This is a genomic window from Prevotella sp. HCN-7019, from assembly GCF_037890215.1.
Taxonomy (GTDB): Bacteria; Bacteroidota; Bacteroidia; order Bacteroidales; family Bacteroidaceae; genus Prevotella.
Genome location: NZ_JBBKBO010000005.1, coordinates 193,996 through 206,654 on the forward strand (window position 1 = coordinate 193,996; position 12,659 = coordinate 206,654).

A 12,659-nucleotide genomic window follows, 5' to 3' on the forward strand; every position below is an offset into this window, starting at 1 on the left:
CATGATTTTTATATGGTCAACATTGTTTATATTTCACAGACTGGCAGAAAGAAAACGGCGCATCATCTTAACCGGTATGCCACGACGCGACGCATAATCTTCCAGTTGGTCCTCACCTATCTGTCCTACATCAAAATAGGTGGCTTTGGGATGGGCAAGCATCAGCCCCGAAACAGAAGCATGAGGCTGCATGGCACCACTTTCGGTGAGGCGTATTCCTATTTTAGGCATGCCTACAAGTTCCGACAGAATGAAGTTTATGCTTATGTCCGGCATGGAAGGATAACCCACCGCAGGACGTATGCCGCAATAGCCTACATTCAGCATTTCGGGAATGGACAACTGTTCCTGCGCCGCATAGCCCCAGTAATGGCGTCTCACCTCTTCGTGCATCTTTTCTGCTGTAGCCTCGGCAAGCCTATCGGCCAGTGTCTGCGACATCATTTTCAGATAGTCATCATCACTGTAATCCTTTTCCATGCCAGCGTCAACAGTTGTCGCAAAGACACCTATGCGGTCGGTTTTTCCTGACGACAACGGACGTATGAAGTCGGCCATGCAAAGATTTGGACTACCGTCTGTCTTCATAATCTGCTGACGCAGAAACGGCACACGCACTCCGTCTATGATTATATCGTCACCATCGCTGTTGGCAGGAAACAGTCCGAAGACGGCATGTGTATGATAGCGGCTCTCAAACTCGGCCAACATCGTTTCGGCATCAGCCCTCAGCTTGGCTTTCTCGCTTTCTGGCTTGCCGGACAATCCCCATGCATGATAGAAATAAATCCAGTTGATGTACGGTTCTATCTCGCTTATCTTGTATTTCAATACGGTTATCATCTGAACATCACCTGTTCGCCACGGCTGCCTTCATCAAACTTTCCATCGTCATATATCATGCGGCCATTACATATAGTCTTCACTACACGCCAGTCGTATCTGTGGCCTTCCATCGGACTCCAACCACACTTGCTGCGGATGATATCATCTGTAACAGTCCATTGACGATCACGGCCGACAAGCACAATATCGGCTTTATATCCCTTGCGCAGGAATCCTCTGTCTCTCACTTCAAATATTCGTGCCGGATTATGACACATCAGTTCGACAAGACGTTCCATGGTAAGCACGCCCTCATCCACAAGCTCAAGCATCGTGACAAGCGAGAACTGAATCATCGGCATGCCCGATGCGGCACGTGCACATCCGCCTTCTTTATCTTTAAGAAGATGCGGAGCATGGTCAGTACCCACGGTAGATATGATTCCGGACGAAAGCGCCTTACGCAACTCACTGCGGTCGTGCGCGGTCTTTACTGCCGGATTGCACTTTATCCTTGTGCCCAGACGGGCATAATCCTCATCACTGAAGAACAAATGGGCAATGACTGCCTCGGCGGTGATATTGTCGTCGTGACCGAACAGTCCGAGCTCCTTCGCCGTACTGACATGGGCTACATGCAGGCGGGTGCCGTAAGTACGTGCCAGCTCAACGGCGTGAGACGACGATTTATAGCATGCCTCCTCACTTCGTATGAGCGGATGATACGTCACATCTGGATCATTGCCGTAGCGCGCCTTTGCCTCAGCCATGTTGGCATTTATGATGTTCGTGTCCTCACAATGCACCATTACCGGCATCGTGGCCGTGCTGAATATCTTGCGCAAAGAGTCGTCCTTGTCGACAAGCATATTGCCGGTGCTGGCTCCCATAAACAGTTTCACACCCGGAACAATGTGTCTGTCCAGTTTCTCTATCTCGTCAGCATTGTTGTTGGTAGCACCGAAGAAGAAGCTGTAATTCACGTGACTCTTCTCCTTTGCTATTCTAAACTTCTCGTCAAGAGCCTCCAACGATGTAGTCTGGGGCACGGTGTTCGGCATGTCAAAGAATGTCGTAACCCCTCCGAAAGCCGCAGCCTTACTTTCCGATTCGATGTCAGCTTTCGACGTAAGACCTGGTTCACGGAAATGAACATGGCTGTCTATCACGCCAGGCAAGACAAGAAGCCCTGTGGCATCCACCTTCTTGTCGTAGTTGCCACAGGGTATTTCGGTTCCTTCTTTTATTTCGGCTATGACATCGTTTTCAATTACCAGTGATCCTTCTAGGACACGGCCTTCGTTCACGATGGTGCCGCCATATATCAGTGTTTTCATTTTTCTTCAACCGGTTTAGCCAGTTCGTTTGGTGTCGGAGCTGCGTCCGGCGCAGCAGTTTCAGGCACAGCTGTCTCGGCTTCAGGCGCATCTTTCATTCCGTTCATTATTGCCTGATTCTCCTGAGCCTTGCGATAATAATCCTTCACATATGCGTCGTTCTTGAATTTATCGGTTGCCTTGCTCATGATATCTTCTATCCACGGTGTCAGTTCCGGATAACGCTGACCGGCAGTTACCATGAAGAACACGCCCGGGCCGAGGACATTGTTGAAATTCTCGGTGACAAACGTAGTGATGAGTTTGTCTTCCTGCATTGATAGTTTCTGAGCCTCAACCATCAGTTTTGCGTTGACCTCATCCATGTTCTTGCCATCCATTATCGCTCTGTCGTGCGTATGGAGCAGTTCTGCCTTCTGGTTGTTGAGCTGATTATACTTGCTGAAGAATTTGAAAAGCTCGTCATTGAGAGGTGTTCCGCTGACCGTCTGCTGTGTTGTATTGAGTTTTATTGTTATATTTCCGTCTTCGAGCACAAGCGGCAACACGCTTTCGTCATCCATGAATATGTTTGCCATGCACACAGAATCGAATGTTCCATTGAACCGGAACTGACCGTGCACTACATCGCATGAGTCAAGACTTTTGAATTCGTTGTCCTTCAAGACTTTAAGGTAAAGCATCCGGCCGTCAAGTGTCGATACATTCGATGTGCCCTGGATATTATACGTATTCGCACAAGAAGATAAAAATACAATAGATAAAAAGTAAGATATCAATTTGTTCATAGGATCAGCGTTTTAACATCTGCGGTATCAAAGATAATATGTATTATTGAAGTTCAAGCTTTTTTTTACTCTATTTAATTTAAAAAGGTTGTCTTTTATAGTTTTTTTTAGCAAAATGTCACTCCTTAGACAACTCGGATGAGATACGGTGCATGGTGTATATCTCAAGCACTGCGGCAACAAGAAGCAACAGCACCCACTTGTTGAACACATACTGGAAATATGTTATATAGTTTGTGAAGACCTGCTGCATGAATCGGTATGCATTATCAATCATGAGTATGCCGGACAAAACGAAGAATATGTCTGCCGTCGTCATGATTTTCTTCAGTCTTTTCACCGTAGGATTATTGCCTTCATAGGTCTGCATCATCTGCATTGTGGCAAACATGACCGCACCTACAAGATATATCCAGCACACCACTTCCTGCTGCCACATAAAGGCAAAGCATCCTGCGCCGATCACCATAAGCACTCCTCCGACAAGGAATATTATATTCTGAGTCTTACTCAACTGTTTCATCGTTTTCTGTTTCTGGTTTCTGGTCATCGCTCAGTACATAAATGTCCTCATCGTCGGCTTTCATGAAATAACGCTCGCGTGCTATCTTCTCAAAAGCCTCCGGATTAGTTCTCAGTTCTCTGAGCTGTTTTGAGTCAGCCTCGTATATTGAACGATATTTCTCGATTTCCGCTTTCATATCGCTTATCTGCAATTCGAGCTGCACTCTCCTGACGAAACTGTTTTCGTCAAGAAAGCCCACGACCAACACTCCCACTACTATCGTAATGACATATTTGTAGTGTCCGATGAGATTGATTATTGGTACTAAACGTTTCATTAATGATTATTTGGATGCAAACTTAACTAAAAAAAATCATTTTCGACATGTTCTGATGAAAAAAAACCATAACTTTGCATAAAATGATTATGCCTGATACACACGGCATACCTATATCATGCCATCACTTCACAAAGAATGGCTTTCTGGGTACCCCACGCAACCATAATCCTATAACAACAGCCTGAAACGAATGAAAAAATACTGCGCAACACTCTTTTCCCTGTTTCTCACAACATGTATTTACGCCCAAAGCACACCGAAAATAACAATTCCACAGCAGGGCAACACCTACGTTACAGCATGCAACGACAGGAACTTCACGACCGGAGCGGCAAAGACCATCAACACCTACGACGGCAGAATAGCGGAATGGAATGACAGCAAGACGACAATAAGCCTCTACTTCAGAACCGGCCGGGCCGGCGACTTCACGCTTTCTGTCAAAGCCACAGCCGGCAAGGCGAACGACCGTTCCACGCTGCGCTTCTCATCAGGAAGAAAGAAATACAATGTGGAAATAGCCGGAGGAAAAGAACAGTATTACACAGTCGGCACATTCCGCTCGGACGTTGCGGGATATGTGAAGATAAATATCCAGGGCATAGAGCGTTCAGGCGAAACCTTCGGAAACATATCGGAATTCACCGCAAGCGGCGATGCCGTTGCCGGCGAAAACCATTTTGTGCCGGCCGAAAAGACCGGCGAATGCTATTGGGCACGCAGAGGGCCTTCGGTGCACATGATGTATGAAATGCCGAATGAAGACATAGAGTATTTCTACAACGAGGTAGTCGTTCCGAAAGGAAACGACATACACGGCACATATTTCATGACAACAGGATTCGGCGAAGGCTACATGGGCATACAGTCTATCAAAGACGACAAGGGCAACAACGCCAACATGGTGCTCTTTTCCGTATGGAGCCCTTACTCAACAGACAATCCCGACTCCATCCCCGACTCACTTCATGTGAAGGTTCTCAGCAAAGGCGACGGCGTGACTGCGCAGAACTTCGGCAACGAAGGCTCCGGCAAACAGAGCTTCATGCACTATCCCTGGAAAGCCGGCAAGACATACCGCACACTCGTAAAGGTGCAGCCCGACAACAACGGCAACACAATATACACCGGATACTTCGGCGACGAATACGGCAAATGGCATCTTCTGTCACGTATGCTGCGCCCTGCCACAGACACATATTATAAAGGAGCCCACTCCTTTCTCGAGTGCTTCGTCCCGGAAACAAGCATTTTCACAAGAAAGGTTATGTTCAGAAACCAGTGGACACGCGACAGACAGGGCAACTGGCACAGAATAGAAAACGCCACGTTCACATGCGACGGCACAGGCCAGTCCGGCTTGCGCACCGACAAGAAAGGCGGAGTATGCGACAACGCTTTCATGCTACAGAATTGCGGTTTCTTCAACGAGAGCACCGGATACGGCAGCCGTTTCACAATAGAAACATCCGATGACAATCCGCCGGAAATAGATTTCGAGGCACTTGAAAGGATGGCTGCTGACAGCAACAAGACGGATACAGCGCAACCGTAAGAACAGAGCGCATACCCGTTTTCCACAATCTCATACACATATTCCGCATAACACAAATACCGTCCGGCAGCATCCGGTGCCGGACAAACCGTGTTTCTTCATTTCCTACTGCACTCCTCTTTCACCATTTGTTTTATAAGTTCGAGCTCTCAAGAAATTCAGCGGGGAGAGATTTTTATTCATGAAACATCACAGGATAGCGCAAAACTTCACGGCAAGGCGGATGATATGATGCATAACCGGCATGTCTACACGCAATAAAGAATTCATGTTGCCACAATCGGAAAATCCACAACGCAAGCACGGCACACATTTTCAGTGTTTTTACTTACACCTAATATCAATGTTTTTTATGAAAACTCAGACGACGGACTTACGGATTTTCTTGACTTTTTTTTGACAAAATAAAATCGCAAAAGAGATGTGAACGAATGTTAAATCAAGCATTACAAAGGCCATTTCAGTCCGCACCACATTACCATGTACCCTGCTGTGCAGTGCGGAATGATTCGTCTGACATTCCGATTATGCCCATTTGAGCCTGTGGTTTCGCCTGTTTTAGAGTGCAATATTGCGCGTTTCATGCCCTGAAACGGGCAATATCACGTGCCGAAACAGTGCTTATTGCAGTACGGAAAAATGGTTATTAAATATAAGTTATTGATGTTCAACAACTTGCGTAATGCTCTTATTTTTCGCGTATTTGCGTCCGAAGGTGAGTCTGACCGCAAATACTCGCTAATTTTTTGGGGTAGAACAGAAAACTCAGACGAAAAATCATGGCACGGAAGAGCCCCTTACGGTTTTACTTTCAGCAGCCTTGCGACAACGCTTATTCGGAATAAGATGATCTGCTGTTGCGCTCACCTTTCACTGTCTTTGGATAAGACAGGAGGCGGTTCGGCAATATCAAATTTAGAAAAAACCATGTTTTTTCATTTGCTATTGCGCTCACCTTTCACTATCTTTGCATGTAATAATCGACAGAGAGTAAAAATCCGACATACAAAAACAAACAAAATATTTTCACGAACCGTATGGAAGAATATATCGTTTCGGCCAGAAAATACAGGCCGGCCACGTTCGATTCGGTAGTGGGACAGTCTGCTCTCACCACGACATTGAAAAATGCGGTCAAGAGCGGTAAGCTGGCACACGCCTATTTGTTTTGCGGTCCGAGAGGCGTTGGCAAGACAACATGCGCCCGCATCTTCGCAAAGGCGATCAACTGCATGCACCCCACCGCCGACGGAGAGGCTTGCAACGAGTGTGAGAGTTGCCGCGCCTTCAACGAACAGAGGTCATACAACATCTTCGAACTCGACGCAGCGAGCAACAACTCGGTGGAGAACATCAAGTCGCTCATGGACCAGACGCGCATACCGCCGCAGGTGGGACGCTACAAGGTGTTCATCATCGACGAGGTGCACATGCTGTCCACCGCTGCGTTCAACGCTTTTCTGAAGACTCTCGAGGAACCGCCGGCACACGTGATATTCATCCTTGCCACAACCGAAAAGCACAAGATACTACCCACCATCATCTCGCGCTGTCAGATATACGACTTCGAGCGGATGACCATTCAGAACACCATCGACCATCTGAAAATGGTGGCCGAGAAGGAAGGCATAGCATATGAGGAGGAAGCCCTCGCACTCATAGCCGAGAAAGCGGACGGAGGTATGCGCGACGCACTGTCCATATTCGACCAGGCAGCAAGCTACAGCCAGGGCAACATCACGTATCAGAAAATAATAGAGGACCTCAACGAGCTCGACTCCGACAACTATTTCCGCATCACCGACCTTGCCTTCGAGAACAAGGTGACAGACATAATGCTGCTTCTCAATTCCATAATAGCCAAGGGATTCGACGGCGGCAACCTCATCACCGGTCTGGCCGCACACGTACGCAACGTGCTTATGGCCAAAGATCCGCAGACCGTCACACTACTCGAAGTGAGCGAAAAACAGCGTCAGAAATACGTTGAACAGGCAGCAAAATGTCCCGTGAAGTTCCTGTACAAGGCATTGAAGATAATGAACGAGTGCGACATCAACTACCGACAGAGCAGCAACAAACGCCTGCTCGTGGAACTCACACTCATACAGGTGGCACAGATCACACAGCCGGACGACGAGACACCGGGCGCGGGGCGTAGCCCCAAACGACTGAAATCCCTGTTCAAGAACATTGTCATGTCCCGACCTAAAGCGGCTCCGCAGGTGGCCGTGGCCGGGAAGAAGCTCAGTTATAAGACCGAACATACAGCCGAGCCCGCTGCCACTGTAAGCGAACCGGCAGTGGAACCGGCCGCAAATCCACGTCCGGCCATGAAAAAACTGAAGCTCGACAGCATCGGCATAACGTTTGCCGGAATAAAAAAGGCGGAGAGTGAAAAGAAAGCCGTGAAGGAGCCGGAGATAACAAACAAAGACGAGAACGAGGAGTTCGACCAGGACTTCCTCGAACTGCAGTGGCTCTCTATGTGCAACCGTATGCCTCCGAAGATGATAGGTCTCGCCTCACGAATGCGCAACATGACTCCGCGCATCACCCAACACCCCAACATCGAACTGACGGTCGACAACCAGAATCTGCTCGACCAGGTGAACGAGATACGCGGACGAATACGCGCCACACTGGCAAAAGCACTTCACAACGGCAACATACAGATAGAACTCAAACTGGCAAAGGCCGAAGAAATAGGACCTATGCTCACACGTGAAGAACTGTTTGAGGAGATGAAAAAGAAGAATCCGGTAATCGACAAGATGTGCGAGATGCTCAATCTCGAACTTGCCTGACCCACCGTTCACACAATAAAAAGAAGCAGGACCGGCGCTCTACACGCACGGTCCTGCTTCATTTTTCATATCATACACACCGGACGGACGCTCCGTCCTGCATTCCATTTTCCACTAAATGAGCGGCATACCCGCCTCACGACATTCTCTGCGCATATCCTCCGGCCAGATACTTGCCTGTATCTCTCCTATGTGTGCCTTATGCAACAGCAGCATGCACAGACGGCTCTGTCCTATACCGCCACCAATGCTCAGCGGCAACTTTCCGTCAAGCAGCTGACGGTGGAAGTACAGCTGTGTCCTGTCTTCCTTGCCCTCGAGCGCAAGCTGGCGGAGCAAAGCCTCCTTGTCCACTCTTATTCCCATTGACGACAGTTCAAACGAACGTCCGAGCAACGGATACCATATCAGTATGTCGCCATTCAGTCCTGCCCTTCTGTCGTCCGTCGGCGTTGACCAGTCGTCGTAGTCGGGCGCACGTCCGTCGTGCTTCTCGCCGTTAGACAGTTTTCCGCCAATGCCTATGAGGAACACCGCGCCATACTTTCTGCATATCTCGTCCTCGCGTTCTTTCGGCGACAAGTCCGGATACATCTCCAGCAGATCCTCACTGTGTATGAAGTGTATTTTCTCCGGCAGGAAAGGTTTCAGTTCAGGATAAGTCTCACACGTAAGATACTCCGTGCGACGTATGGCCGAATATATGCGCTCCACCACATTTTTCAGAAAATCCACATTGCGCTGTTCTGCGGTTATCACAGCCTCCCAGTCCCACTGGTCCACATACAGCGAATGAAGGTTGTCCAATTCTTCGTCGGCACGTATGGCGTTCATGTCTGTGTAAACACCATATCCCGGCTCTATGCCATATTCGGCCAGAGTGAGACGTTTCCACTTTGCCAGCGAATGAACCACCTCGGCCTCAGCCTCAGCCAGGTCTTTTATATGAAAGGTCACAGGGCGTTCCACCCCGTTCAGGTCGTCGTTTATTCCGAGACCCTTCAGGACAAAGAGCGGCGCAGTGACACGACTGAGACGAAGCTCTGTGGAAAGATTCTCTTGGAAAAAGTCCTTTATAAGTTTTATTCCTTGCTCCGTGCGTTTCATGTCGAGCAGTGCCTTATATCCCTCAGGTTTTATCAATTTGCTCATATATTGTCATTTTTAACATTAATGGTTGCAAAGATAAATAATAATAATTGAAAAATGGAAAGAAAATAACAGAAAATAATTTACAAAAAGACACAATACCAACCTTTAAGTATCAGTATGCGACGATATCAGACCGCACATATGTCCACTCGCACATGCTGCACAAGTCTCACAATCCTCCATGCTTCACAAAACGGCCATGCCGTAACAGTATTTCAGACACAGCTCAGCATAATCTATACCGTCCAACAAAAACAGGGTATTATTTGTGCGTATCATTTTTTTTATATAAATTTGCAGCAATCAAAAGGGAGGTCCCGTAGCTTAGCTGAATAGAGCGTCAGATTCCGGTTCTGAAGGTCTTGGGTTTGAATCCCAACGGGATCACAATGGGAAAATAAGCGAAGTCCTTTATATATAAAGGGTTTCGCTTATTTTTTAATAATAGGAACACAATCATATCATTTTTAAAAGTACCTCTAAAATTCAAAAGTAGAGTAATTTTGTTTTAGCAATGTTTTAACAGCTATGATAACATTTAAACCTATAATATTTAAAGACCGGATGAGACAGGACAAGACATGGACCGTATTCATCCGTTTAACCTATCAACGTAAAAATCGTTATATACAGACATCAATGTCTGTTTACAAGAAAGACATAACTACCTCCGCAAAAATAAAAAACCAACAAATATTAGATAGATGTGAAGACCTGATAAGGATGTATAGGAGTCGTGCAAACTCATTGAATCTTGAATTTAATGATATAGACATAGATAGAATAGTTGACATATTAAGTTCAAAAGATGATCAAGATATGCTTAGTTTTACTGAGTATGCAGACAAATGGCTTGCTGACTCAAATATAAAAGGGTTAAAAAATTACAAGACTGCAATCAATGCCTTTAAACGCTTTTTTGGAAAAGAGAATATTTTTTTCTCGGAAATAACAACACTGAAAATGAGGGAATTTGCAGGAAGCCTCGCAGATCGTCCACGTGCACAGTCATTATACACAAATTCTATAGTCAAAATATTTAATGACGCTAGAGACTTTTATAATGATGAGGAAACTGATATTATCCGCATAAAACATTCTTTAAGGAAATTCCACGCTCCAAAACAAAATGTTGCAGAAAAGCGAGCATTAACAGTAGAACAAATAAAAGCAATATTTGATTTACCATATCTGGAAAAGACCAACAAAGGATTTACATGCAGGCGTGACCTTGCAAAGGACTGCTTCATGCTGTCTTTTTGCCTAATGGGAATGAACTCTGCAGATTTATACTCTGCCGGCCAGGAAAAGGGTGAAGGTTATGCCGACGACTACATCACATATTATCGCCGGAAAACAAAAGACAGAAGAAGCGACAATGCAAAAATTATCGTAAGAGTAAATCCCATAATACAGCCGTTATTCCAAAAATACAGAGGTAAAAACAGAATTTTTAATTTTCATGAACGGTTTGCTTCAATGTCTGATTTGAATCGTTCGATTAATATTGGCTTAAAACAAATTGGCGAGGAACTTGGTATAGAAAATCTACAATTCTATTCTGCAAGGCACAGTTTTGCCACAATAGCTGCCAACGATGTCAAGATTGACAGATATACAATTAACCTTATGCTAAATCATACGGACAACAGCATGAAGGTAACAGAACTATACATAAAAGAGGATTTCAACCAAATTAATGAAGCAAATAACAGATTGCTTGATTATATATTCAAATGAACTGATGGGCGGTCCTAAATAAAAGTTCCAGACATTTAGGACCGCTCATATCATTTTTTGATTTTGTAAATCAAACAACCTACTACAATCAAAATAACTATAATAATAAAAGCAATAGCCCATCCTCCGACAGTCAACCTTACTTCTTCCCATTTAGTAAGCTTATGTTCTACTGGATAAGGCACACGAACCGAATCTGAACGCAATATGGACACCGTATCATATCTAACCTTGTCACGATAGACGTACTTCCAAATAACTTTATCCTGATATACGGTATCTCCAACCATCCATTGGTTGACGAATACGCTGTCTCGTTGGTATATGCTGTCACGTAAATATCGGTCAACATAAATACTGTCAGTTGTCACAGTCTCAACCGGGATATATCTGATAGATTTGCACCCTACGAACAAACTTACCAGGATACAGACAAGAACTCCACCCAAAACACATTTCATTGTATCCACCGTTGCGCTTCCCACTCCCTACGTTTAACAAGTCCAGTAAGCCTCTTTCCACCAGCATATACCCAGCGTCTAAACTGTGTCTGTATTTCCATCGCTGAAGCACCTGCTCTTATCTTTGCCAACAACGTAGATCCAGCAAGGTTGCCTGCTCCAAGATTATACACGAAGTCTGTAAGCGCATCAAACTGCCCCTGTGTCAATTTGATCTGTAGCCCGTTCACATAGTTCTCGGCTGTCAGCAAATCTCCACGCAGAAGACAATCCGCCTGTTTCTCTGTTATTTTCTGTCCAGACTTCACACCATGTGTGTGTCCGTAACCTATAGTCCATACTCCTGCACTGTCTTTGTAAGAAGTAAGACATAACCCTTCAAACTCCTTGATTTTTTGGATTAAAATTTCACTTGATTTCATATTTTTTATTTTTGTCCTTATCATCTTTTCTCTCACTCCATGCCTTCGTTACCCCTGCTGTAGCGAATAGTCCGGCCACACTACCTACAAATGCTGCCAAGCCGTTCAGATTTGTTTGAATAGTGCCGTTTCTCACAACTTCTACAACCAGCACGAACCCTACAATCAGCAATAGCAGGCAACCTATCAGCGTCACCGCAACGAGAAAGAAACTCTTACTGCTTACACCGGTGTTGCTCTCTATCAGTTTCTTCAGGTACTCCGTCACTTTCATTCTGTACTCCTTTCGTATGGTAACTGTTATATTCTTGGTCTGCATGCTTTACATGCCGGAAATAGTCACGCGGCGGTATTCTCTTCAAGCACTCATCATCTGGCCGTACACACAAATTGTGCCGCGCCTCCATCAACTGAAGACGCAACTCGTTATTCTCACGTGTCAGTTCGTTGTTTATTTTTTCCAGCTCATGCTTCTCGATGTATAATTTGTCCACACGCTCGTTCAACTCCCGTATTTTCTCATCCTGCTGTTCTATTCGTGCCTTAAGGCTCTCCACAAGACTCTTCATCACACCCATCTCTTTCTCGTCAGCCTCTATCTCTTTGATATCAGCCTCGGCCTTAGCCTTGCGACTCTCCGGCTTCATGAAAAAGAGAAATTTCAAAGCACTCAACCCACCGAACGCCCCGGCGAAGGCAACTATCATCTCGACCACTCCATCCATAT

General features: G+C 45.8%; 12 protein-coding genes and 1 tRNA gene. 4 read left to right on the forward strand and 9 right to left on the reverse strand.

The features are described from left to right. Positions 1–33: 33 nt before the first annotated feature. The 5 genes from WKT13_RS08815 to WKT13_RS08835 form a co-directional block, all read right to left on the reverse strand. Complete coding sequence (locus WKT13_RS08815) at positions 34–843, reverse strand: vitamin B12 dependent-methionine synthase activation domain-containing protein (RefSeq protein WP_340323598.1); 810 nt, start codon at positions 841–843, stop codon at positions 34–36. Continuing rightward, positions 840–2,162 (reverse strand): dihydroorotase, encoded by a 1,323-nt coding sequence (locus WKT13_RS08820; protein ID WP_340323599.1) that lies wholly within the window; start codon positions 2,160–2,162, stop codon positions 840–842. The genes WKT13_RS08815 and WKT13_RS08820 overlap by 4 nt, the downstream gene beginning before the upstream one ends. Beyond that, complete coding sequence (locus WKT13_RS08825) at positions 2,159–2,950, reverse strand: DUF4369 domain-containing protein (protein WP_298618532.1); 792 nt, start codon at positions 2,948–2,950, stop codon at positions 2,159–2,161. The genes WKT13_RS08820 and WKT13_RS08825 overlap by 4 nt, the downstream gene beginning before the upstream one ends. Positions 2,951–3,068: 118 nt before the next feature. Then, on the reverse strand, positions 3,069–3,473 hold the full coding sequence (locus tag WKT13_RS08830) for a hypothetical protein (protein WP_298618534.1): 405 nt from the start codon (positions 3,471–3,473) through the stop codon (positions 3,069–3,071). Continuing rightward, positions 3,457–3,792: an FtsB family cell division protein gene (locus WKT13_RS08835; RefSeq protein WP_298618535.1), complete on the reverse strand. Its 336-nt coding sequence runs from the start codon at positions 3,790–3,792 to the stop codon at positions 3,457–3,459. The genes WKT13_RS08830 and WKT13_RS08835 overlap by 17 nt, the downstream gene beginning before the upstream one ends. Before the next feature lie 193 nt (positions 3,793–3,985). Here WKT13_RS08835 and WKT13_RS08840 point away from each other — a divergent pair, with 193 nt between their 5' ends. After that, positions 3,986–5,350: a DUF3472 domain-containing protein gene (locus WKT13_RS08840; protein WP_340323600.1), complete on the forward strand. Its 1,365-nt coding sequence runs from the start codon at positions 3,986–3,988 to the stop codon at positions 5,348–5,350. Between the two features lie 1,037 nt (positions 5,351–6,387). Continuing rightward, a complete protein-coding gene (locus tag WKT13_RS08845) occupies positions 6,388–8,157 on the forward strand; it encodes a DNA polymerase III subunit gamma/tau (protein ID WP_340323601.1) in 1,770 nt (589 codons plus the stop codon). Positions 8,158–8,271: 114 nt separating this feature from the next. Here the strand turns inward: WKT13_RS08845 and asnA are convergent, their stop codons facing one another. Beyond that, on the reverse strand, positions 8,272–9,309 hold the full coding sequence (asnA, locus tag WKT13_RS08850; protein WP_340323602.1) for an aspartate--ammonia ligase: 1,038 nt from the start codon (positions 9,307–9,309) through the stop codon (positions 8,272–8,274). A 313-nt stretch (positions 9,310–9,622) separates the two neighbouring features. Between asnA and WKT13_RS08855 the strand changes: the two genes are divergently transcribed. Beyond that, positions 9,623–9,696: transfer RNA gene (locus WKT13_RS08855), tRNA-Arg, on the forward strand. 252 nt (positions 9,697–9,948) lie between these two features. Next, the gene (locus tag WKT13_RS08860) at positions 9,949–11,049 is read left to right on the forward strand and encodes a tyrosine-type recombinase/integrase (RefSeq protein ID WP_445323595.1); all 1,101 of its coding nucleotides are present in this window, start codon (positions 9,949–9,951) and stop codon (positions 11,047–11,049) included. Positions 11,050–11,506: 457 nt separating this feature from the next. On the opposite strand, the gene WKT13_RS08865 is transcribed toward WKT13_RS08860, so the two are convergent. Genes WKT13_RS08865 through WKT13_RS08875 form a run of 3 tightly spaced genes read right to left on the reverse strand, consistent with a single transcriptional unit; the run spans position 11,507 to position 12,657 of the window. Further along, positions 11,507–11,932: a lysozyme gene (locus WKT13_RS08865; protein WP_340323604.1), complete on the reverse strand. Its 426-nt coding sequence runs from the start codon at positions 11,930–11,932 to the stop codon at positions 11,507–11,509. After that, a complete protein-coding gene (locus tag WKT13_RS08870; RefSeq protein ID WP_298620983.1) occupies positions 11,919–12,206 on the reverse strand; it encodes a hypothetical protein in 288 nt (95 codons plus the stop codon). Before WKT13_RS08870 ends, WKT13_RS08865 begins: the two co-directional genes overlap by 14 nt. Continuing rightward, entirely contained in the window at positions 12,148–12,657 is a 510-nt protein-coding gene (locus tag WKT13_RS08875; RefSeq protein WP_298620981.1) for a hypothetical protein, read from the reverse strand. The genes WKT13_RS08870 and WKT13_RS08875 overlap by 59 nt, the downstream gene beginning before the upstream one ends. Positions 12,658–12,659: the final 2 nt, after the last annotated feature.